General features: G+C 45.4%; 24 protein-coding genes. 7 read left to right on the forward strand and 17 right to left on the reverse strand.

The features are described 5' to 3' along the window. Nucleotides 1–285 precede the first annotated feature (285 nt). From rpoH to ftsY, 4 genes are all read right to left on the reverse strand, one after another. A complete protein-coding gene (rpoH, locus tag AB4329_RS14590) occupies nucleotides 286–1,143 on the reverse strand; it encodes an RNA polymerase sigma factor RpoH (protein WP_017055518.1) in 858 nt (285 codons plus the stop codon). A gap of 177 nt (nucleotides 1,144–1,320) precedes the next feature. Further along, the gene (ftsX, locus tag AB4329_RS14595) at nucleotides 1,321–2,289 is read right to left on the reverse strand and encodes a permease-like cell division protein FtsX (RefSeq protein ID WP_017061038.1); all 969 of its coding nucleotides are present in this window, start codon (nucleotides 2,287–2,289) and stop codon (nucleotides 1,321–1,323) included. Further along, the gene (gene ftsE / locus AB4329_RS14600; RefSeq protein ID WP_004736585.1) at nucleotides 2,276–2,953 is read right to left on the reverse strand and encodes a cell division ATP-binding protein FtsE; all 678 of its coding nucleotides are present in this window, start codon (nucleotides 2,951–2,953) and stop codon (nucleotides 2,276–2,278) included. The genes ftsX and ftsE overlap by 14 nt, the downstream gene beginning before the upstream one ends. Nucleotides 2,954–3,031: 78 nt before the next feature. After that, on the reverse strand, nucleotides 3,032–4,270 hold the full coding sequence (ftsY, locus tag AB4329_RS14605) for a signal recognition particle-docking protein FtsY (RefSeq protein WP_017063769.1): 1,239 nt from the start codon (nucleotides 4,268–4,270) through the stop codon (nucleotides 3,032–3,034). 230 nt (nucleotides 4,271–4,500) lie between these two features. Here ftsY and rsmD point away from each other — a divergent pair, with 230 nt between their 5' ends. Next, entirely contained in the window at nucleotides 4,501–5,103 is a 603-nt protein-coding gene (rsmD, locus tag AB4329_RS14610) for a 16S rRNA (guanine(966)-N(2))-methyltransferase RsmD (RefSeq protein ID WP_372138629.1), read from the forward strand. A 10-nt stretch (nucleotides 5,104–5,113) separates the two neighbouring features. Next, nucleotides 5,114–5,380 carry a DUF1145 domain-containing protein gene (locus tag AB4329_RS14615; RefSeq protein ID WP_016784000.1) on the forward strand — a complete coding sequence of 89 codons (267 nt, stop codon included), beginning with the start codon at nucleotides 5,114–5,116 and terminating at the stop codon, nucleotides 5,378–5,380. Nucleotides 5,381–5,497: 117 nt separating this feature from the next. Here AB4329_RS14615 and AB4329_RS14620 read toward each other — a convergent pair whose 3' ends face one another. From AB4329_RS14620 to AB4329_RS14635, 4 genes are all read right to left on the reverse strand, one after another. Next, a complete protein-coding gene (locus AB4329_RS14620) occupies nucleotides 5,498–6,082 on the reverse strand; it encodes a YhgN family NAAT transporter (protein WP_102321185.1) in 585 nt (194 codons plus the stop codon). A gap of 206 nt (nucleotides 6,083–6,288) precedes the next feature. Continuing rightward, nucleotides 6,289–6,525 carry a YecH family metal-binding protein gene (locus tag AB4329_RS14625; protein WP_136981722.1) on the reverse strand — a complete coding sequence of 79 codons (237 nt, stop codon included), beginning with the start codon at nucleotides 6,523–6,525 and terminating at the stop codon, nucleotides 6,289–6,291. 90 nt (nucleotides 6,526–6,615) lie between these two features. Further along, a complete protein-coding gene (locus tag AB4329_RS14630) occupies nucleotides 6,616–7,236 on the reverse strand; it encodes a lysoplasmalogenase (RefSeq protein WP_017068600.1) in 621 nt (206 codons plus the stop codon). A 927-nt stretch (nucleotides 7,237–8,163) separates the two neighbouring features. Next, nucleotides 8,164–8,538, reverse strand: coding sequence for a hypothetical protein (locus tag AB4329_RS14635; RefSeq protein ID WP_004736595.1), 375 nt, complete (start codon nucleotides 8,536–8,538; stop codon nucleotides 8,164–8,166). A 244-nt stretch (nucleotides 8,539–8,782) separates the two neighbouring features. Between AB4329_RS14635 and AB4329_RS14640 the strand changes: the two genes are divergently transcribed. Further along, nucleotides 8,783–9,112, forward strand: coding sequence for a DUF2500 domain-containing protein (locus AB4329_RS14640; RefSeq protein WP_017061032.1), 330 nt, complete (start codon nucleotides 8,783–8,785; stop codon nucleotides 9,110–9,112). A 60-nt stretch (nucleotides 9,113–9,172) separates the two neighbouring features. On the opposite strand, the gene AB4329_RS14645 is transcribed toward AB4329_RS14640, so the two are convergent. The 7 genes from AB4329_RS14645 to rhtB form a co-directional block, all read right to left on the reverse strand. Next, nucleotides 9,173–10,186: an acyltransferase gene (locus AB4329_RS14645; RefSeq protein WP_372104432.1), complete on the reverse strand. Its 1,014-nt coding sequence runs from the start codon at nucleotides 10,184–10,186 to the stop codon at nucleotides 9,173–9,175. Nucleotides 10,187–10,355: 169 nt separating this feature from the next. Continuing rightward, nucleotides 10,356–11,576 (reverse strand): organoarsenical effux MFS transporter ArsJ, encoded by a 1,221-nt coding sequence (gene arsJ, locus AB4329_RS14650; RefSeq protein ID WP_029235838.1) that lies wholly within the window; start codon nucleotides 11,574–11,576, stop codon nucleotides 10,356–10,358. 96 nt (nucleotides 11,577–11,672) lie between these two features. Then, nucleotides 11,673–12,164, reverse strand: coding sequence for a cyclin-dependent kinase inhibitor 3 family protein (locus tag AB4329_RS14655; RefSeq protein ID WP_017061028.1), 492 nt, complete (start codon nucleotides 12,162–12,164; stop codon nucleotides 11,673–11,675). A 21-nt stretch (nucleotides 12,165–12,185) separates the two neighbouring features. Next, nucleotides 12,186–13,187, reverse strand: coding sequence for an ArsJ-associated glyceraldehyde-3-phosphate dehydrogenase (locus AB4329_RS14660; protein WP_017061027.1), 1,002 nt, complete (start codon nucleotides 13,185–13,187; stop codon nucleotides 12,186–12,188). A 173-nt stretch (nucleotides 13,188–13,360) separates the two neighbouring features. Beyond that, entirely contained in the window at nucleotides 13,361–13,702 is a 342-nt protein-coding gene (locus AB4329_RS14665) for a metalloregulator ArsR/SmtB family transcription factor (protein WP_017063763.1), read from the reverse strand. 99 nt (nucleotides 13,703–13,801) lie between these two features. After that, on the reverse strand, nucleotides 13,802–15,022 hold the full coding sequence (locus tag AB4329_RS14670; protein WP_017061025.1) for an EAL and HDOD domain-containing protein: 1,221 nt from the start codon (nucleotides 15,020–15,022) through the stop codon (nucleotides 13,802–13,804). Between the two features lie 45 nt (nucleotides 15,023–15,067). Further along, the gene (rhtB, locus tag AB4329_RS14675; RefSeq protein ID WP_017061024.1) at nucleotides 15,068–15,685 is read right to left on the reverse strand and encodes a homoserine/homoserine lactone efflux protein; all 618 of its coding nucleotides are present in this window, start codon (nucleotides 15,683–15,685) and stop codon (nucleotides 15,068–15,070) included. An 81-nt stretch (nucleotides 15,686–15,766) separates the two neighbouring features. Here rhtB and AB4329_RS14680 point away from each other — a divergent pair, with 81 nt between their 5' ends. Both AB4329_RS14680 and AB4329_RS14685 read left to right on the forward strand, forming a co-directional pair. After that, a complete protein-coding gene (locus AB4329_RS14680) occupies nucleotides 15,767–16,747 on the forward strand; it encodes an alpha/beta fold hydrolase (protein WP_372138631.1) in 981 nt (326 codons plus the stop codon). A gap of 182 nt (nucleotides 16,748–16,929) precedes the next feature. After that, the gene (locus AB4329_RS14685; protein ID WP_017061022.1) at nucleotides 16,930–17,757 is read left to right on the forward strand and encodes a Cof-type HAD-IIB family hydrolase; all 828 of its coding nucleotides are present in this window, start codon (nucleotides 16,930–16,932) and stop codon (nucleotides 17,755–17,757) included. A gap of 87 nt (nucleotides 17,758–17,844) precedes the next feature. Here the strand turns inward: AB4329_RS14685 and AB4329_RS14690 are convergent, their stop codons facing one another. Continuing rightward, nucleotides 17,845–18,312, reverse strand: a complete 468-nt coding sequence (locus AB4329_RS14690; protein ID WP_372138633.1) for an EVE domain-containing protein — start codon at nucleotides 18,310–18,312, stop codon at nucleotides 17,845–17,847. A 39-nt stretch (nucleotides 18,313–18,351) separates the two neighbouring features. Between AB4329_RS14690 and AB4329_RS14695 the strand changes: the two genes are divergently transcribed. Next, complete coding sequence (locus AB4329_RS14695) at nucleotides 18,352–19,896, forward strand: COG3650 family protein (protein ID WP_017061020.1); 1,545 nt, start codon at nucleotides 18,352–18,354, stop codon at nucleotides 19,894–19,896. A gap of 2 nt (nucleotides 19,897–19,898) precedes the next feature. Continuing rightward, the gene (locus AB4329_RS14700) at nucleotides 19,899–20,495 is read left to right on the forward strand and encodes a tRNA-uridine aminocarboxypropyltransferase (protein WP_372138635.1); all 597 of its coding nucleotides are present in this window, start codon (nucleotides 19,899–19,901) and stop codon (nucleotides 20,493–20,495) included. Between the two features lie 145 nt (nucleotides 20,496–20,640). On the opposite strand, the gene AB4329_RS14705 is transcribed toward AB4329_RS14700, so the two are convergent. Continuing rightward, entirely contained in the window at nucleotides 20,641–23,121 is a 2,481-nt protein-coding gene (locus AB4329_RS14705) for an EAL domain-containing protein (RefSeq protein ID WP_017063759.1), read from the reverse strand. Between the last annotated feature and the right edge of the window lie 59 nt (nucleotides 23,122–23,180).

The following is a 23,180-nucleotide window of genomic DNA, read 5'->3' on the forward strand; positions in this document are numbered from 1 at the left end:
ATAGATCCACAACATGTAGTAATGATCCTGATCTAACTGTGGGTTAACTGAAACATATCCCCACTCGAAAAACCCCGTCAAAGCCTTACTACACACTGCTTTTAGATAGCTGACGAATAAACTTCTCACAGAGTTATCCACAAAATCATTTTGCAAATTTCGATCGCAAAAGTTGAGAAATCGATCCAAAACAAAAAGGCCGAGATCTCTCGATCTCGGCCTTTTCAAAATTCAGCTATTTGTTAGCTCTACTAGAAAGTAGAAGCTAATAGAAACTAGATGCTATTAGAAATCACCAACGGCTTGTTTCAATTTCTTCATCGCATTCTTTTCTAACTGGCGAACACGCTCAGCTGATATACTGTAGGTATCCGCTAAGTCTTGCAGGGTTGCCTTGTTGTCGTCTAACCAACGTGAGCGAACAATGTGTTGGCTACGCTCGTCTAAGCTTGCTAGTGCTAGCCCTAGGCGATTATTGGTGTGTGACTCCCAGTTAGCCGCTTCAACCGTCTCAGCAACGTCTGACGCCTTGTCTTCTAGGTAGTAAACTGGAGCAGTGTAAGCAGAACCGCCATCGTCATCGTCCATAGGCGCTTCAAACGTCGCATCTTGTGCTGCTAAGCGAGATTCCATCTCACGAACTTCTGAAGGCTCAACACCCAGTTCACGAGCAACCGTCTCAACTTCACCGTTATTGAACCAACCCAAACGCTTTTTAGACTTACGAAGGTTAAAGAACAGTTTACGCTGTGCCTTAGTGGTCGCAATTTTAACGATACGCCAGTTACGTAGAACGTATTCATGGATTTCAGCTTTGATCCAGTGAACAGCAAACGAGACGAGACGAACACCAACTTCTGGATTGAAGCGCTTAACAGCCTTCATCAAGCCGATGTTACCTTCTTGGACGAGATCAGCCATTGGTAGCCCGTAGCCAGAGTAGCCTCTTGCAACGTGCACCACGAATCTTAGGTGGGAAAGGATCAAGCCTTTCGCAGCGTCGATCTCACCTTTGTAATGTAATCGCTCTGCAAGTCCACGTTCCTCTTCAGGAGTCAGCATAGGGTAGCTGTTCGCTGAGCGGATATAGCTATCTAAACTATCTTGTGTGACTAAAGCCATTTGATACGCTTGGTTTGCCATTCGGTTCCTCATCAATCTCTGATCTGGAGTAATACATCTATTAAAACCCTACAATCTTGAACCTAAAATGAACAGGTTTCAAGGAGGGGGAAGTAATTATGCATAATCAATTCGTCTATACAAGGCAAAAACTGGTTAAGAAGTGCCTATTTTTCGTCTAAATATGACTCTATTCACCTAAACTGGTTCAATTTCTTTTAGGTGACGCTGTGCAGAAAGCTTTGCAGCCACACTACCAAGCAGAGTTCCGACGATCAAAAGCAGTAAAGATTCATCCCAACTCAGGCCAATTAAACGGAAGTGGCTGTCGTATAGCTGAGCCAAGTCATCCACCGCGCTGTTCAGCAATACGGTAATCAATGCCGTCATTACCCAAGCGCTAATCGAACCTAAAACGCCAAACCACATCCCAGCATAAAGGTATGGTCGAAGAATGTAGCTGTCGGTCGCACCAATCAGCTTCATGGTTTGAATCTCTTCTTTATGCGCCAACACATTAAATCGTAGTGTATTGCCGATAATCAGAAATACCGCGCCCAGCATCAATACCGTTAAGGTAATCACGATGACAGCCGCTAATGCTTTGATCGCATCTAATCGCGCTAACCAATCTTCGTCTAGGCGAACATCGGTCACTAATTCTTGTTGTTTAACTGTGCCTGCCAGCTCTTTAATTAAGGTATCGCTGTGCACGCTTGGCGTAATCACCAGCACACCTGGCAGTGAATAATCGTCGAGAATGGTTAGGGCGTCTTCAAAACCAGAATACTGGCTGAGGTCTGCAAGCCCTTGCTGCGGAGAAATGTACTCCACGAGCTCAACTTGATCCCAACTTTCGATTTCATCCTTAAGCACCATTACTCGTGGCTCAGGAATACCATCCTCTACATAAGCACTTATTTGTGACGGGCTAGTGACATCTTGCGCCACTTCCCCTACATTTTTACCTAATAGGTACAAACAAGCTGGCATCGCCAACGCCATAGAGATCACCGCAAGGGTCAGTAAGTTGCCTAACGGGCGCTGCCACATTTGCGAGAACGATGACTTGGCTTGTTTCCAGTGAACAACAAAGAAGCCGTCGCTTGAAGCGCGGTTTGCTGCCCGATTAGATTGAGGTTTTTTGATGCGCTTATTCGCGGCCATAGTCTTCAACCTCACTCAAAAATCCTTGGTTTAATTCAAGATGGCGGTACTGAGGGCGAGTGTTCACTAACCCGATATCATGCGTCGCTAGGATGATCGTCACACCTGCGCGGTTGAATTCTTCAAATAATCGCAACACACGGTTAGATAATTCAGGGTCTAGATTACCGGTAGGCTCATCGGCTAAAAGCAGAGTTGGACGGTTAACCACGGCGCGAGCAATACCCACGCGTTGTTGTTCACCACCAGAAAGTTGGCTTGGCAAACAACGGGCTTTATCTAATAAACCGGTTTTATCCAACGCAGCACTGACTCGGCGTTTTATTTCGTTTTCAGAAATAGATTCAATACGCATAGGCAGAGCGACGTTATCGAAAATCGAACGGTCCATCAGCAGGCGATGGTCTTGAAAAACAATCCCAATATTACGGCGTAAGAAAGGAATGTCTTTGGCTGGGATACGAGTGATATCGTGATCGTTGAACCAGACACGTCCATCAGTTGGACGCTCTATCGCGCAGATCAACTTCAGCAAGGTACTTTTACCAGCCCCAGAGTGCCCACCCAAAAAAGCCATCTCTCCACGTTTCAGGTGAAAGTCCACTTTTTGGAGCGCTTGTCTTCCACCTCGGTAGGCTTTACTCACTTGCTGAAATTTGATCACCGAAAATTCCTCTTACGATCACTCATATCAAATTTAAAAACGGTAGCAGATTAAGGATAAACCACTTTGCTACTCGCGTTACTCTTCGCGGCTAAATAGTGCTTCAATGAAGTCTTTAGATTCAAATGGACGCAGGTCATCAATACCTTCACCCACACCAATGTAGCGGATTGGAATCTGGAACTGGTCAGCAATTGAGAAAATTACACCACCTTTCGCCGTACCATCTAGCTTAGTCAGTGTAATACCCGTAACTGGAGCCACTTCACTGAACAACTTCGCTTGGCTGATAGCGTTCTGACCTGTACCTGCATCGAGCGTTAGCATGATTTCGTGTGGCGCAGAGTCATCAATCTTCTTCATTACACGAACGATCTTGCGTAGCTCTTCCATCAGGTTGCTCTTGTTCTGCAAACGACCGGCTGTATCAGCAATCACAACATCAACACCACGAGCCTTCGCTGCTTCAATCGCATCGTAGATAACAGACGCACTGTCCGCACCAGTGTGTTGAGCGATAACTGGCACATCGTTACGCTGACCCCAAACCTGAAGCTGTTCAACGGCTGCAGCACGGAAGGTATCACCCGCTGCTAGCATCACTTTCTTGCCTTCATTTTGGAATTGTTTCGCCAGCTTACCGATCGTAGTTGTCTTACCTACACCGTTCACACCCACCATTAAGATAACGTAAGGTGTTTTAGTGGTATCAACAACCAGTGGCTGTTCCACTTGGCTTAAGATGTCTGCCATCTCTTCTTTGAGCAGACCATAAAGCGCTTCACCGTCTTTTAGGTCATTGCGAGATGCTTTTTCTGTCAGGTTTTCAATGATCTTAACCGTGGTATTCATACCCACGTCAGCAATCAGAAGTTGCTCTTCTAGCTCTTCAAACAGGTCTTCATCGATTTGCTTGCCTTTGAACAGACCAAAGAAACCAGCACCGATGTTTGCTTTAGTGCGGCTTAGGCTGCGCTTAAGACGAGCAAAGAAGCTTTCTGTCGGCTTCTCTTGTACTTCTTCAACCTTAGCTTGAGGAACTGCCACTTCTTCCTGTTCTGCTTCTGCTTCTGCTTCTGCTTCTGCTTCTGCTGCGACAGGTTGCTGCTCTTGTTGAGCTTCTTCAAGCGCTTGCTCAGATTCAGTTGGCTTAACTTGTTCAGCTTCAGGCGCGACCTGTTCAGCCTCAACTTGTGATTCAACTTCAGTTTGATCTTCAACGCTTTCTACGTTCGCTTCATTCTGAGTTTTTGGGCTTTGTTCTTCTTCACCAAAACCAAGCCACGATAATAATCCGCGCTTCTTTTTTTCCGTCATCAGAGGAGTTTCCTAGATCTACTAATTAGCTGTATTGACTTAATACACGTCGACTCTTTGCTATTGTTATACAATACAAGCTTGTACAAACGAATAGTAAAGAAAAATGACAAAGCAGTGATAAGTTTGCTTTTAGCTTGATACACTTTGTCATTGCAAATTTATTTAATACACGAACCCACTTAAATTGGGCTCGGTATAGTATCACTTTATTAGCGGTCAAAAAATCTATGGTAAGACGTCGCCAGCAAAACACATCACAAAAAAAGCCATCCGGAGGCTTTGTTCGAATTATTAGTGGCTCATGGAGAGGTAGAAAGCTGCCTGTTCATGATTTAGAAGGATTACGCCCAACCATTGACCGAGTAAAAGAAACACTCTTTAACTGGGTGGCTCAAGATATCCCACATTCAATTTGCTTGGATGTATTTGCCGGTTCTGGCGGTCTAGGTTTTGAAGCAGCTTCTCGCCAAGCCAAAATGGTGACACTGCTCGAAATGAATCAAAAGGCGGCTAAACAGCTTTCTGATAACGCGAAAGAGCTCAAGGCAGACAACATTAATGTCGTGAATACTGATGCTATCTCTTTCCTTAAGAAACCAGGCACTCCTTACGATATGGTTTTCCTTGATCCACCATTTCGCAAAGGCTTACTGGCAGAAACAGTACAACTGCTTGAGAGTAACGGTTGGCTTGCAGACAATGCCATCATTTACGTCGAGACAGAGAAAGAACTGAAACTCGAAGCTATGCCAGAGAACTGGGAATTGCATCGCGATAAGACCACCGGACAGTCAAGCTACCGACTGTTCAATCGAATTACTGAAGAATAGGAGTTATTGAATGAAGTTCTTGCTTCCACTAGCAAAAGCAGCCATCGCCTTTGTTTGGTTTATCTTGATCGTAAATATTTTCTACCCGTTCCCGGGTAATGCTGCGATTGCGCTTTATATCATGACAGCATTCTTGTTCTTCATGCACGGCCTGCAGATGCTGATTTTCATCGGTGCTTTCGGCGACAAGATCGAGATGTCACGTTGGGAGAAGTGGTCAATATTGATTTTCGGTGTCTTCGCCTTACTCGATATCCGACGCAAACACATGATGTAATCGAGCTTAAGCCCAGATATAAAACGCTTAGCTACAGAAAACATCATGACAGAAACAGTAGAGACAAAAACGCCGCTCATTTGAGCGGCGTTTTTTTATTCAGCAATGATATTGATGTTAGCCCATGTAGCCTTTCACACCATCGAGGAACATTTGCGTCGACAGCATAACCAACAACAAGCCCATCAAGCGTTCGATGGCTTTAAGACCTCTCTCTCCCAGCACTCGCAGGAAGAAGCCATTAAACATCAGAATAAAGAAGGTAGCACCCCAAGCCAGCATCACTGCGCCTGAAAGCTCTAACATATTGTCAGGGTGCTGTGTCGACAACAGAATCAATGCCGCAATCACTGAAGGGCCAGCAATCATTGGGATCGCCATCGGCACAATAAACGGTTCTTCACCCGCCGCGAGGCCAGTAATACTACCCGCACTTGGGAAAATCATCTTAATCGCGATAATAAACAGAATAATACCGCCAGAGATACTCAAGGTTTCAGGCTGCACGTGCAGGAAGTTCATGATGCTTTGACCCGCAAATAAGAACAGCAGCAAGATAACCAGTGCGAACATCAGCTCACGAATCAGAACAATACGGCGACGCTTCGGGTCAATATGCTTAAGGATAGAGAGCACGATTGGCAAGTTGCCAAGCGGGTCCATGATAAGAAACAGCATGGTTGCTGCAGATAAGATTTCCATAAGTTTGTCTCGAAAAGCGTAAGTGCGCGGAGTATAGCAGCCTCAACATTGATTTTCGAACGCAGTGATAAGCGGGTTAACTGATGCTTTTAAAAGGGGATGTTATAAGAAGGCAAATTAGCGAAAGCAGATTGAAAGGTAATGAAAAGAGTGGAGCCGAAACATGCACCCACTCTTTATTCACGAATAAAACAAGCCACTAAGAATTAGTGATTACACACACGTTCGCGGTTAGTGCAAAGCTTATCATCGACAACGACAACCTTGTCCATCTTCAAGAAAAACTTCAACAGGCTATCTAAATCCAGACCATTGAGCTTACAAGTATGGAAGCGAGCTTCTTCGCCATAGGTTTGAGCAAGCGCTAATGTTAGCTCTTCGCGAGTCAGTGGCTTTTCACTAAGCAGGTTTAAAACGTTGTGTGCGTGAATTTCAGTCGTCATAACTCAATCTCATGTTTAATGAATTACACGTAGAGTACCGAGTTTTAGCAACGCCGTTTTGATGTAGCTCAGGCTTGAGAGAGCTCTACCCTAAATAGTAATCGATGCGACGATGAATGCGTGTGCGAGAAAGTAACTGCCCGTTACCCAAAAGTAAGCGCCCTTGATTGGGCTGCGGTAACTGTTTAGCGCATAAGCTAAGGCCGAAAGGAGCAGCACGCTACAGCCAGCAAAACCGACCGCATGTGACAGTTGAGGATCAAGCAACCAGAGCTCACCAGAAGCCCATGCAAGCTGAATAAGCACGATACCCATGATAACGACAGGAAAGACGAGTTTGTCTAAGCGAGGTAGAAGTAAGAAGAAAGCAACGACACAAGCCGCCAACAGCAGCGCGAACAACCACCAGACCATTTCACCTGATAGCTGTAACCAAAAAGCTTTGCTGTAACAGAGTTGAGCCAATAAGAAGCAGACAAAATGCAGAGGGCGTTTTTGAGTGAGAGTATGAAGCACATCTGCGATCGCAGAGATAGCCAACCCCGCAACTATCCAATAGGTAAAGTCAGCCACAACCGACTGAGTTAAAGCAATTGTCGCTAATAATACAAAGGTAAATACCTTATACGATAAGGCCTGACCGATATGTCCATGTTTCGTTCCTGCTATTGCTCCGATACCAGATAAGGAAACCGCTAACCAACTCCACATACCACTTGCCCTATTGCTTTAAATCGTCGCCAGTCTAGGCACACGAGTGTTGATGTAAAGCCTCAGCCCCTCAAAATTGGATCTTGATTACGCTTCCACTAAAAAGAGTCTCTTTAGATTGAAGTCGTAACAATTACCACCATGACAATGGCCATTCGTTTAAAACTAGAACGAATCATCATAAAACCCATTCAAACTGGCATTAGAGTCGCCATACTTGAATTTTGGCCAATTCTAACCTATCGACCCCACCAAAACCGGCCTAATTCCGTAAAATACCACACTTAAAAAATTAAAATAACCACATTTAAAGTAAATAATAACAATAACTTAAATAAACAAACTCAAGATTAATAGGAAAATAAAAACGCCAACCAAGCCTAGACTTGTAAAGTAGCCAGTTTTCTTTTTTAACGCCCAGTTTTGTCAGGTTATTTAAAGCCTCCGGTAAAAATCGCCACAAAAACCAAGCCGAAAACTTAAAAAACCAACCAAAACCAACCTAGCCACCACCAACCCCTATTAATACAGTTTAACAACCTTTAACAATATAAATTACACAAAACAACCATTACAAAACAACAAGTTAAATCAAATTAGAACAAACATAAATCACAACGAACAAATTAAGAACACACCATAAAACACAGTTAAACACTGCCAAACAAGCCAAAAACTCATAGTTTTCTACTACTTTTAAAGCTTTCGAAAGTAATTCTTGATCTAAGGCCATAAGTAGTGCTATTCTTTAAAACATAGCGAGAGACAACCAAATTTAGGAGTAGTGTTATGATTTCATCTTCGCAAAGACAAGGACTTGTAATGATCGCGGTAGTTGTAGGTCTAATGACACTACCGATGATGTACTAAGCAAGTTACAGATAAAAAAAGGGACGCCATGAGCGTCCCTTTTTTTGTTCAATTTTTTCACTTCGAAAACAGATGCAGTGTTAGCACATCCCAGTTCGCATAATAGAAACCTGCGGCAGCTAAAGTCATTGCCATCATCAGTAAGATCGCAACTCGCCAGATAAAACGACCACTACGTGGAGTCAGCTCCTTCTCACAGTCGTTACACATCATGATGAACTTATGTTGGTCTTCCAACTTAGCCTCATGTTCATTGACTACCTTATTACGACACGTTGCGATATAGCGCAGCTTGCTCACCATATCGTGCGGTAGCCTTTCTTCACAGCTTGTTACAAGCTCATGCAATCCTTCGCCTTCGGCATGATATTGAAGCCTCAATAATTTCTCTATATTGCGAGTTCTTGTCACCACTTTTTCAATATCGGTCATCTTAGCCCTCCCACTCCACACTATAATTCTAGTCGAGCATTTCCCTATTCTTATACAAAATCACTGTTATTTACGAGAGAAAGAGACAATAAATAACAATGCTTTATCCCAAACTGACCATTAAATGTGATGTCTGCCGAAAAATAATCAGCTTGGCTTACAACAGTTCACGAATAACGGCTTTAAACACATATCCCTATTGCCTGAAAGACTAGAATAACCATCACGACTACATGGAGGTTATATGCCTAATTCACTCTTTTTTGCCATCTTTGCTCTCGCTGCTCTAGCGGCTTGGGTATTTATTGGTTTCTATCGAAAACACTCGCAAGGTGAAAATGCGCCAGAGAAGAAAGTGAATGTCACGGTGTTAGACAAACAATCGATCGACCTTCCTGACGCAGAACCGGGCCAAGAAGATCAAGAGTACTGGATTTACGTTCAACGTGGTGTGGTTGGTCCGAAGCGAGAATTCCAAGTCGGCATCCACTATTTCCACGCCCTTAACCCTGGCGACAAAGGAACCTTAACCTACCAAGGCGATAAGTTCTTACACTTTGCGTTGAAGCGCTAAACGTCAGCCGCTTCAACTGTCGTCCCTAAGCAATCCATCAGAAAGCCTTAGCAATCACCGCTAAGGCAATAACCAACGCGTTTTCTCTGACTTAGACACCAACCAGCTCATCCATAATGCGCCAGCTCCGCTGATCACAATCCATAATGGAATAACCCATGCCGGATGTCCTTGGTACCAACCAAACTCTTTCATCGGCCACAAGAAAATCGGGTGCAGCAGGTAAATACCTAAGCTGTGCTTACTGATAAAGCCAACCACTTGGTTACTCTTCTCAGACAGGCCTTCACCATAGTAACGGCATACCATGAACACCATGCTCGCGGCTAATACGGTATTCAACGTTTTGTAAGATAGCCAGCGCCCTACCGTGTACTCTTCTGCTACCAAGCTTGCATCAACCACCATGTAAACCGTGGTTAGTAACGCTAGCCCACCCAGTAACACACTCATGCCAACTGTCATCTTGTTAAGTGGCACAATCTTATAGAGCAAGTAACCCAATGCTAAGTAACCGGTGTACAACCACAATTCGTGACTCCAAGGGCCATCGATTTTCAGTAAGAACAGCAATGTTGTGAACAACCATACCGCCGTAAAGGCATAGACCGATCTATCACCGTACTTTCTAACCATGATCTGCAAGAACGGAATCACAAAATAGAGTGGGATGAAGTAATAGAAGAAACCAAGGTGGTAATAGGTGTAATGATGGTAGCTATTAAGCAACACGTCCCAACTGACGTCGGCATCAAAGCCCATTGCCGACCAGCCCGACAGATAGGTATAGAAAAGCGACCAGACAATGAAAGGTATCAGTACCTTGCCCAAACGACGCTTGAGGTAGTATTTGGCGTCAAACGGGCGCTGATCACTGAGCATCAGTGCGCCAGTAATCAAAATGAACACAGGTACTGCCCAGCGGCTGAAACCGTTTACCGTAATGGCAGTAAGCCATTCACCGAAAGGAATAGTGCCCAACTCATTGCGATAAGGCGCCAAAACATGAATCGCGATAACCGCTACGGCCGCGACACATCGTGCTAAATCAAAAAAGAGAATTCGCTGCTTCATGTAAATGCCTGATTAATATTCAATCATTCTACTATAGCAATAAAAAAGCTGACCGGAATAAATACCAAGTCAGCTTAGTGTTAAAGGAGATACTTATCGCGAATTTAGCTCATACGACTCTAGCTTCTGCGACTTGAGCTCTCACAAATGAGGCTCATGTGGCTGAAGCTTATGCCGCTGAAATTTGCGGCACTTTCGGTAAACGGAGAGAGATCACCGTCGTTATCGCCAAGAATGCGAAGGAAACCCACAGACACGCAGACAAACCTGCCATTTGAAATACCAAGCCCGACAATATCGTGCCAATCAAACGGCCCATCGCGTTTGCCATGTAGTAGAAACCGACATCAAGAGAAACGCCATCGCCTTTCGCATAACTCACAATCAAATATGAGTGAAGTGATGAGTTCACCGCAAAGATGACACCAAACACCATCAAGCCACCGATAATAACTAACTCGGGTTGCCAGCCAATCTGTACCGCATAAGCGATAGCAGCGGTCACTATAGCCAGCGCACCAGCCCATAACAGCGCGGCATGGCCATCTGGCACCTTACCTTGAGCTTTACCAGTAATCTTCGGCGCTATGCCCTGTACAAAGCCATAAGCGATAGTCCAAGCAGCTAAGAAACCGCCAACCCATGAGTGATCCCAACCAAACACACTGCCTAGGTAAATCGGCAAAGCAATCACAAACCACACATCACGAGCGCCAAACAGGAACATACGTGCTGCGGATAGGATGTTGATGGATTCAGACTTAGAGAAGATCTGTTTGAACTTAGGCTTGGTTTTCGCTTTGCCCATGTCCGCTTCTAAGCTCAACACACTGCCAACGAAGACCAATGCCAACACGGCTGCCATCGCGAGCACGGCGTATTGGAAGCCAATCGTTGAAAGCAGTAAACCACCAATAAAGAAGCCTGCCCCTTTAAGCGCATTCTTAGATCCGGTCAGAATCGCAATCCACTTATAAAGCGCGCCTTGTTGTTCATCAGGAACCAGAGTCTTAATTGAGCTCTTGGCACTCATCTTATTGAGGTCTTTAGCGATACCAGACAAGGCTTGCGCCGCCATGACCCAAGGAATGGTCAGCATTGCCGTTGGCACCGCGAGCATACCCAAGGCGACGACTTGCATGCCTAACCCAATGTTCATGGTCTTATTGAGGCCAAGACGCGCCCCTAACCAGCCACCGATTAGGTTAGTCACCACACCAAAGAATTCATAGAAAAGGAACAGTGAGGCGATTTCTAACGAACTGTAGCCAAGGTCGTAAAAATACAGAACCACCAACATGCGAAGTGCACCATCAGTAATGGTGAAGTTCCAGTAGTTAAAAGTCACCAACATGTATTGGCGAACGCTCTTACTTAGATTTGAAAACATAACGCTATCTCTGCAATCTAAACAAAAAGAGCTTTTGGATCATGATAAGTTCAACACTCCAGATACCAAAAGCTCCCTGTCTAACACTGATGACTATTAGCTATTCGCTACGCCATTAATGTATTCAACCTGGATAGGTTTAGTGAAGGCACCTGGACGCAGTGCCTGCACCTCTTGAACTACCTTGCTCAAATCCCAGCCTTTTTCTAACAGTAGGTGAGCTGCGAACAAACCAGTGCGACCAGAGCCGCCCATACAATGCATTGCAACCTTGCCGCCGTTATCGACGATGTTATGTAGCTCAGGGCTAGCTGCTTGCCACTTCGCAGCAAAACCAGCACCCGGTGCACAGTCGTCTTCAATTTCGATCTGGAACCATTGCATACCTAACGCACGTGTTTTTTCACCAAGTGCCGCCACGTCTTTGCTTGCAAGCTCATGGTCATCAAGTGCTGTCACGATAGCTTCAACGCCTTGCTCTTTTAGCTGAGCCAGTGATGCATCAAGCGTTGCTTCTTTTGTGCCTGGGCACGGAGTAAGCACTAGCGCACCTTGCTCTAGGTCTAGTTGCCATGTTGGATGTATCATTATATCTTCTCCAGATTCTTATTAAGCAAGGCCAACGGTACGAACAAGCTCAGCGGTACGTGTTGCGTAACCCATCTCATTGTCGTACCAAGCGTAGATCTTAACCATGCGCTTACCGACCAACATCGTTGATAGTGCATCCACGATTGTTGAGCGTTGGTCGCCTTTGTAATCGATAGAAACCAGTGGACGCTCTTCAAAGCCAAGAATACCTTTTAGTTCATTCTGAGACGCTTCTTTCAGCATCGCGTTAACTTCTTCTGCCGTGGTGTCTTGCTTCACTTCGAAGATGATGTCTGTCAGAGAAGCGTTCGCTAGCGGTACACGAACTGCGTGGCCGTTGATGCGGTTTTCTAGCTCAGGGAAGATCTCAACAATCGCCTTAGCGCTACCCGTTGTTGTTGGGATAAGACTCATGCCACATGCACGTGCGCGGCGTAAGTCTTTGTGCGGCGCATCAAGAATAGTTTGCGTGTTAGTTAAATCGTGAATAGTGGTGAAGGCTGCGTTCTCGATACCAAGCTTCTCGTTGATCACCTTAACCACTGGCGCGATACAGTTCGTTGTACAAGACGCTGCCGTTACGATTTTGTGTACCGCAGGGTCGAAGATATTGTCATTCACACCAACAACGATGTTTGCGATGCCTTCTTCTTTCACTGGCGCCGATACCACAACACGTTTCACGCCCTGCTCTAGGTATTTGTTTAGGAAAGAGGTCTTACGGTGAACACCTGTCGCTTCGATAACCACATCACAACCAGACCAGTCGATCGCATCGATGTCGCGCTCTTGTGTGGTTTTGATGCGCTGACCGTTGATGATCATCTCATCGCCTTCTGCAGTTACTTCGTGGTGAAAGCGACCTTGAACTGAATCAAATTCTAGAAGGTGGGCCAGTGTTGTTGTGTCGCCAGCAACATCGTTAATTTGAACAAATTCTAGCTCATCCCAATCGAATGCTGCGCGAAGTGCTAGACGGCCGATACGACCAAAACCATTAATACCTACTTTGACTGTCATTTTCTGTTCTCTCAGTTAATTGCCTTCATATTTGAAGCCGCAGCGTTGTTGACTACGTTCACTTACCGGAGCGCCGGCCGCCCTAATTACATAGAGCCACTATGCTCATAGGGATAAGTTCACTTGTCGCCTAGCTGCAACTACAACTATTTCGGCATTAAGTTTTAATGTATTTAAACGCAACATACTGGGCGTGAGTTCATCGACTCTAAGCGCTCAATATCTTGCTGGTATTCAGTTTTCAAACAGTTCGATGCAATAAGGTCGTCAATTAACTTTAGCATCCAACCTGGTAAATCTTGTGACAGGCGGTAAAACACCCACTGCCCCTGGCGAACATCAATCAAAACACCGTTTGAACGCAGCTGCGCAAGATGGCGTGAAACCTTTGGCTGACTTTCTTGCAATGCCTGAGTCAACTCACCAACCGATAAGCACTCATTGCGAACTATCAACATTAAGCAACGCACTCGCGTTTCATCGGACAGTAATTTAAAAAATTGGTGAGGAAGCATAAAAACATACTCATATATGGATATGCACATATCTTAGATATAAAAAAACGCACGTCAAGGCGTGCGTTTCAATTGTCATAAAAGTTTAACGAAGAAATATCAGAGCTTGTTGGTCACGGTATGGCTCCAACGGCGCGCTTCAGTAAGCTCCGTTTTAACCTGATCCACGCTTAATCCTAAATCGGCGCAGTGCTCATCAATCTGTTGCCAATCGGCATGCTCAAAGCTCTCTTCAAGTGCGAGCAAGGTACCATATGGCCCTTCTCTACGTAATAGAGCAACCTTGATACTTTTACACAGCGGCAACTGCTCGACTAAGTTATCTAACGACAAGTCCAACAGAGCATCCAACAAGGAGAATAAGCCAATCATAAAGGCCTGTTCTCTATACCCTTCAAATGCCTGATAGCGAGACATACGCTGACAAAACTGAGCACGCTGTAGAGACAATCCATACAGCTCTTTAGGCTTTTTATCGGACACATAAGAGGCGACGGCTAACGAGACAAACATTTTCAGTTTCTCTTGACCTAGATATACCAAAGCCTGACGAAAAGAAGAGATGGTAACTTCAAGGCGCGGCGACATAGTATTCACAAAACGCAGCAGCTTATATGAGAGCGCCACATCTTTCGCGACAATGCTCTCCACCCGTTGAAAGTCCACATCGGGCTTACACACTTCTTGAAACAGCTCCATAGCAATCACTTGCTCAGGGCTAATGTATTTACTCTTGATGATTTCCGGTTTATTGAAAAAGTAACCTTGGAAAAACTTAAAGCCAGCCTCTTTGGCTTGCTGGAATTCTTGTTCGGTCTCAACGCGCTCCGCCAAAAAGCTAAACTTTTTCCCTTGATGCGCCCTAACCAAATCACACGCTTCATCCAAACCCATCTGCATAATATCGAGCTTTACGATATGCGTGTATTTAAGGAAACGTTCCCATTCTGGGGTCGAAGTAAAATCATCTAGGGCAATCATGTAACCCGCTTGGTAAAGGTCTTTAACCGCTTCCAACAATTCATCTGTTGGTTTACAGGTTTCCAGAATCTCTACCACCACCTTATCTTTCGGCAAACTTAAGGGCAGTCGACGAATCAAACTTTGATAAGGGAAGTTGATAAAGCAGCGTGAAGATGGAATAGAAGGGTTAAGACCAACAGACAAGAAGTTCTCAACAATCAGACGATACGTTGCTCGATTAGACTCAATATGCGCTGGGTACGCATTCTTTTCTCCATCGCGAAATAACAACTCATAGCCGAGTGTATTCCTCTTGCGATTTAAGATAGGTTGTCGAGCAACGTATGTAGCGGTCATTTCTTGATAACTCTGATTGGTTTAACTATAACTCAGTCGCTTAATCTAAGCTTTCGCGGCAGCTAGCAAAGCACCGCAGCCCATGAACATACCACCAAATATTTTATTTATCTTACCCATTATGCGATCAGAGCGAATAAAACGTCCCATTTGTGACGCTAATGAGGTGTAACCCAACATAACAACGCTATCAATGAATACTGTCGTCACACCTAGCACTAATAACTGAGGTGCTTGAGGTTGTGTAGGGTCAATAAACTGAGGAAACAAAGCCACCAAAAACACGATTGATTTCGGGTTAGTTAGGTTGATAAGCACAGCGTTTCTCAGCAGTTTGCCACTCGACAGAGTAGAGCTTTCTTCAGATGCTACTAGGCTCGAGCTATCACGCCACTTTTGAATACCTAACCAAAGTAAGTACACCACGCCGACCCACTTAATGATGGTGAACGCCAACGCAGACTTAGCAACGAGTGCACCGATACCCGCGCCCACCAGCATAATGTGAAACGCAAGACCAAGCTGTAAGCCAACAATTGATGCGAGTGACTTTTTAGTGCCATAGCTAAGCCCATTACTGATTGAGTTAACGGTACCCGAGCCCGGAGCCAAGCTAAACAAAATCGCTGTGACAACATAAGCAAGCCAAACATGAGTATCCATTTGCATTTCCTTACTAGTTCTTTAATCTAACAACATTAGTAGCAATAAAGCTCTCACACGCATCAGTTCAGGTAATTTCCCATGGAAAACCACAGCGAAGCCACCTTCCCTTACACTCAAGAACCTCAGTTCGATCATGCGATTAAACACCCGATCAACGCTCTTTGGCAACAAAGAAAAGAGGGGTTTTTAACATCGTCTGGTAAAAAGAAACTGTACTGGTGCAGCCTCACCTCAGAAAAGCACAGCAAAGCTATTGTGATTTCAAATGGCCGTATCGAATGCTGCCAAAAATACCAAGAAATCTTTTATGATTTTTATCAACAAGGCTATGACGTTTATTCATTTGACCACCAAGGTCAAGGCCAGTCTGAACGTATGGTAACAGGCTCTGACATTGGTCACATTCATGAGTTTGATGATTATGAATCTGACATGTCTGACGTCATTGCCAGTTTTGATCTCAGTAAGTATTCCAATCGCTACCTGCTCGCACACTCAATGGGCAGCACCATAGCCACTCGCTACCTACAAACCCATCCAGACCACCCGTTTGATAAGGTGACTCTGTGCGCTCCGATGTTTGGTATCAATACCGAGTGGTACCTGAAACCTATCGCGATGATCGTTGGACAAGTGCTTACCGCTTTTTATGCCAAGCCAACTTACGCGCCGGGCCAGCAAGCATATTATTCGAAGCCTTTTGAAAACAACTTACTGAGCCACAGTAAGGTTCGCTATCAGTGGTTCCGCCGCTTATATGACGAGTCTCCATCTTTGCAGGTGGGTGGACCAAGCACGCGTTGGGTGTGGCAAGGGTTAATGGCCGCCAAGCAAGCAATTCAACAAACTCGTCAAATCAAGATCCCTCTGCTATTGATTCAAGCTGGGGATGAAAAGATTGTCAGTAACAGTGCTCAAGTAAAGTTCATCTCTAAGCTGAAGAAAACCAACTCTGATTGTCAGTTTAAGTTGATTGAGGGTTCTAGGCATGAGGTGTTGTTTGAGCAGGATGAATATCGCAATCAAACACTGGATGCGATCAATCAGTTTTTCGCCTAGAGCTAATAGGCTAAGCAACCTACCAAGAAAATAAGCGCTAAAGAGGAAGAGAAGTAAGTGAGCTTTGCCCTCTTTTCTTGCATGAATTTGGCATACAATTTCTACCTAGAGATATTGTAGTTAAAACGATTCTAGCGCTGGCTAGCGTCAATATTGGTTAAGCATTTTGCAATGAGGGTTAAATGAGTATTCCTGCACTAAAAGATTCCGTGAAAATTGTTGCTTCTGATTTAGATGGTACGCTTTTGGCTCCCAACCATCAGCTAAGCGACTTTACCAAGCTAACGCTTAAGAAATTACACGACCAAGGTTATACCTTCATCTTCGCTACGGGTCGTCACCACGTCGATGTGGCGGGTATTCGTCAGATAGCAGGTATTCCGGCGTACATGATCACTTCAAACGGTGCACGCGTGCATGACCAAAACGATCAACTGATGTATAGCCAGAACGTACCTCAGGAACTCGTTCAGCCAGTTATTGATATTGTGCGCCAAGATCCAAACCTCTTTATTCACATGTACCAGAATGAAGATTGGTTACTAGACCGTGAAGATGAAATGTTGGCTAAATTCCACAGTGAGTCTGGCTTTAGCTACAAGCGCTTTGAAGCTGAAAACGCACCAAGCGAAGGCATCGCGAAAGTCTTCTTCACACATCCAGAACAAGACCACGAATATCTCGTCACGTTTGAACAAAAGCTAAGAGATGCTTTTGGCGACAAACTGAACATCGCCTTCTCTACACCTTGGTGTCTGGAAGTGATGGCAGCTGAAGTCTCTAAAGGCCACGCTCTAGACGCTGTTGCAAAATCACTAAACCTGACTCTGGATAACTGTGTTGCCTTTGGTGATGGCATGAACGACGCTGAAATGCTGGCTATGGCGGGTAAAGGTCTAATCATGGGTACATCACATGAGAAAGTGATGAAAGCACTACCTGACAATGAAGTGATTGGCAGTAACGCAGACGATGCCGTTGCTCACTACCTAGAAAAGCATCTGCTCTAATCTCGCTCGTTGAACAGATCTGAATAAATAAAAAGGCAGCCAACTGGCTGCCTTTTTTGAACCTTACGTAAAAAGCTCTCTCTAACGCTATCGAGAACCTAACACTTCTTTGCTTAAGATTGCCTGCCACTCTTGTTCGGTAACCGGCATGATCGATAAGCGATTACCGCGTTTCACCAAGGGCATTTCGGAGAGTTCAGGCATGGCTTTAAGCGTAACCAAAGGAATCAAGCGCTCAGTCACTCGCACAAACTCGACATCCACCATGATCCAGCGTGGGTTATCGGGTGAAGACTTAGGATCGTAGTAATCACTCTCAGGGTCGAACTGAAAGTGGTCTGGGTAGGCTTCTCTGGTTACTTTAGCGATCCCCGCTACGCCAACTTTTTCACATGATGAGTGGTATATCATCACCAAATCGCCAAGCTTGACGTCATCACGCATCATGTTTCGAGCCTGATAGTTGCGTACACCCTCCCAACAAGAGGTTTTTTGTACTCTAAGAGTCTGAATAGAGAAGGTGTCGGGTTCTGTTTTAAATAACCAATATGCCATAATAAATCCAATTAACGGTTGCTCCGAGGAAGATATAACATGAAGGTAATGAAAAACCCAGTGACATGGCTAGTCGCGTTCGCTCTGCAAGGCTGTGTTACGGCACCTGATACGCCGCAACAACCTGAACAGCCCCCAGCAAACTTGGATGAGCCACTGAGCATTCAACCGCAAACCTTCATCATGCGTGGTCAGGTGGTGGTTGGCCATGAAAGCCGAACCTTCACTCCTTGCGGTAGCCAACAACAATACTGGTTAGACTTATCTCCAGAGTTAGCGTTAGAAGCACAAGGGCTCTCAACGAGACCTTACCAAGCCTTATATGGCGAGCTGATTGGTCACCTAACCGTGCCGAGCCAAACGGGTTATAACGCAGATTTCACAGCGCGTTTCGTGGTTGACCAAGTGAACATCCTAACCGCAGAGAACCCAGATCGCTGCGTCCAACCGCTGCGCTCAACACGAGTATTTGGTAATGAACCCTTCTGGTCAGCAACCTTCGATAAAGACCAGCTGAAATACACCAAGATGGGCGAACAGCCACAGACCCTCGATATTGAATCAAGCCGCACCACATCGAGCAGCCGTGACTACCAATTAGAAGGTAAAGCTGCACAAGGCAAACTCAACCTTACGAAAGAGAGCTGTAGCGACGGCATGAGCGATTCTATCTATGGATGGCATGCCAAGCTTAACCTCAATGACAGTAACTACAATGGCTGTGCGACGGTCTCTAACCAAGATCCAACGCTGGACTGGAGCGGACTCTACTTCGCTAGCTCAACGCAAAACTCAGGGTTCTCTATCAACCTTGAACTCAACAATGACCACAGTGCTATCACGACTTATTCATACAGCAATGGAGACCCTTCTATTGTTGAACAAGGCTTCTGGCAGCAACTGAACCAAAATCAGGTACAAGTGGTTATGACTCGCCACCAGCAACAATATTTGATCTCCGAGCGCATCTTCACACTCGATAATGGCAAGCTAATCGCTGAAAAAGAGAAAGTGGGCAACGTGGTGTATCCGATTGCCAATGGCGGTCTGGTGCTATTCGAAGCTAAGAGTGCGCAAGCACAAGTAAACACCACCACTAACGTTGATCTAACCGCAAAGCAGGTGAACTCCAGCGATCAACTTGATCCAAAAGTCGACCAAGCGATCCGCGAATACTTTAAGATCAACAACAGCTCACCTGACGACACTAAATACCGCTGGTTAACCTACGACCTCAACGGCGACGGTAAAGAAGAGCTGTTCGCCCAACTCGATTGGTGTGGTTCTGGTGGCTGTACACTGCTAATTTTCGAAAACCATCAAGATAACTGGCGCTTCAATAGCCGAGTGACACTGGTTAAGGGCGACATACGCTTAGGTAAATCGCAAAACCACGGCTGGCAGGATCTGATCTTCAATGTCAGTGGCGGCGGTGCAACACCGGCGAAACACACACTTTCATACTCTGGTGTCAGCTACCCGCTAAACCCAAGTGTCGCTCCAGTTGCAGATGATGCTGATATCAGCGACGTGGTTTTGTTTGCTGATGGTATCTCACCCGCACAAAGTGGAGTTAAGTTGTAAACATGAGTAACCAACAAGCTTGCCATGGTTGTAGCTTCACTCACCAATGTATTTGTCACCTGATATCTAGTGTCGCAAGCCAAATCGATCTTGTACTGCTCACTCATGAGAATGAACTGTCACGCGATACCAATACAGGGAAGCTGCTTCAGCAATCCCTTGATCAGTGTCAGTCCATTGTATGGCAAAGGAAAACACCACCAGCGGAGCTCATCGCACTGCTTGACGATGAAACACGACAACCGTTTCTTTTATTCCCAAGTGATCAAAGTGTCGAGTGCCAGCAAGCTGTAATGACCCAAGCCCAGAGCCGTAAGCCGCTATTCATCATCTTGGATGGCACATGGCAAGAAGCGAAGAAGATGCTTAACAAGAGCTCGTGGTTACAAGCCGTTCCGCAAGTTCACCTCGATATTACCAGCGAATCTTCATACACCTTGCGCCGCAACCAAGACAGTGGCCACTTGTGTACTTGTGAAGTGGGTATTGAGTTACTCAAATCTTTAGGTGAAAGTGAATCTGCCAAGCTCATTGATGACTACTACCAGCATTATCTAAAAGTGTTCCACGCCGACAAGTGTGGCCACGCCCTCAAATAGACCAAGCAGGCGCGCGGGAAGGTAAAAACACATTTCGGGACGAGACAGACACTAAAAACAAAAAGGGTGAGCCATAAGCTCACCCTTTTTACATCGTATTTTCGTTATTGAGCCAACCAGTGTTTCACGTGAAACGCTCGCTCCATCAAAACAAACGCTGAGGTTGACCAAAGTAATACCCTTGCAAGTAATCGACCCCCATGTCTTCAGCAATACGGCACACCTGCTCATTATGAACGAACTCCGCCACCGTCTTAGCATTCAGAATCTGGCATAAGCTCACCAACTGCTGAGCGATCTTGCGCTGCTTTTTATCTTTATCAATATTGCGAATCAAACTGCCATCAAGCTTGATCACCTGTGGTTCTAGCTTCAATATCTCATCAATGTTCGAATAGCCCGAACCAAAGTCATCAACAATAATATTCACACCAAGATCGCGGAAGTGATTACACACCTCAATCAAGCGACCGTAATCCTGAATTTGTTCCGTTTCTAACACCTCCAAGCCAATACGCTGTGGGTGACTGATTTTCTTGATCGCTTGTTCAAGGTGAAGAATGGTTTTCTCATTGCTGAAATCTTGTGGCGCTAAATTAATTGAGAACGAATCGGTTCGCTGACTCATAAAATCGAAGGTGCGCGTTATCATCTGACGACTGAGGCGTGTATAGAGATGGGTTCCTTCAATGATTGGCAAGAACTTACCCGGTGCAATTAACTGACCGTCCTCTTCAATTCGAACCAAACACTCGTAGCTCTCTACCTGATGACTGTGTGCTGAAACTATGGGCTGAGAGCACGCCACAATATTCTGATTAAGCACCGCGCGACTCACGCACGACAGCCAACCAAGTTGCTCTTGGCGATGCTTCTCCAATTGAATGAGTGCCTTGGCGCTCACTAGGTGCTTGTTCTGGCTGACAGCGCTGCGCCTCGCATCAATCGCCTTCAACAATAAGTCATCAATAGAGGTAGTCGGGAAATCTCGACGGCTGGCGATACCCGCACAGATAGACACCGACAAGTAATCAATATCGGGTAAACCGGTAGGCTCAAAATTCACATGCTCGGTTTGATCGGCAAATTCCGAGAATCGCTGATGAATATGTTCTTGGCTCGCCCAACTATCAAACACCACCGCCCACTCACCAATACCGATACTGTAGAGCTGACAGCCCTCATCAAAGAACTGCCACAGCGCCTTTTGAAAGTACTCACTCAAATCATGCAGAAGCTTGTCACCTACTCGATAGCCATACTTCTCATTGATCTGACCAAAGGTCGTGACCTTCAAAGCTAACAAGTGGCTGTCACTGCTCATTTTCGACAGTTTCTCACGCAGCACACTTCGATTGGGTAAACCTGTACGGTGATCAATTCGATAGCTTGCCGTCAATGCAGTGGCTTGCTGCTGAATCTTACTCGCCATGCTGTTGTTCATGTCATCGACATCAAGCAGTGCATTTCGGATCAATGAAAACAGAGGGGATATGTTGGTCGCGGGTTGCGTCTCTAATGGCAATACCGCCTTACCCTCGCCTTCTCTAAGCGCAAGATAAGTGAGGCTATGGTGCAAGATTCGCTGTTGGCCATTCTCTTGATAAAGTTCTCCCATGCAGTAAACGCCATAGCTGTCGGCCAATTTTTGGAAAACCTCAACCTCTTGGTTGCCATCAATAAAGTCGATACGAGATGTACAGTTATAAATGAAGAACTGTTCTGGCCTATGAGAGGCGATCTGCTGCACGCCCAGTCGTATCTGCTCTAAGGTCAGTGATGGATGGTCATAACAAAACCGGACCTCATCGCCCACTTGGAACAGGCCGCTGAATTCTATCTCTCCACTTTCCGTTACCTTGAGCGGTAAGTGAATGTTTTGCTCTTTCGGGTCACCGACCATCAAGGGAAAGTTATGCAGTTGCTCAAAAGGCACTTCGAGGCCATCAGCGAGGTAACGATTGTAGAGTTCGCGAACAGGCATCCCATCCAGTTCCAACAACCGGTTCTCTTGAGCACCTGTCACTCGAAAAGTTCGACCAATCGGATTCCATTCAGTGTAGTAACCCTTAGCGATGGAGAGCTCAACACTGTGCAGCGCCAACATCACATAGGCATTTTCATAGCAAATGCCGTCTAACATCACCCATCGCCCATTATCTGTGATGGTCGATGCACCGCCACAGATCGGTAATGAATACATCGACTGCTCAAACGCTGAAAATAGATCTCGGTTATTTATCTGCAAGCGGTCTGCGAAACAGATGATGCTTTGAGTATTATCATTGCACTCAAGCTGTTGCCACATAGCGTGGCTATCGAGCAATGGTTGTTCGCTATATTCGACAACACCACAAGAGTAAGACGTCGCGTCAAAGCGGGTAACAATCAGATAAAGACCTTGGTGCAGGATGACACCTTGACTAATGTAGTGGTTAGCACTGCAACCAATCAATTTGGCATTGGGAAAAGTCGATTGAATCACTTGGCAGGCAGCCAAAACAGAACCTTTCTCGAAAGACGAAAACACCTGAATCAGTAGGCTTTCATGTTGATGAAAATCTATCTTTTCCAATTCACGTTGGGTTTGCTCAATGTCTTGTATCAGGAGAGAAGTCGACTGCATATTCACATTAATCGTTACGTTAATGATTTATTATTGTGCTTATTATAGATAAGGCTTGC

The organism is Vibrio sp. 10N.261.54.A5 (assembly GCF_041471145.1).
Lineage (GTDB): Bacteria > Pseudomonadota > Gammaproteobacteria > Enterobacterales > Vibrionaceae > Vibrio > Vibrio crassostreae_C.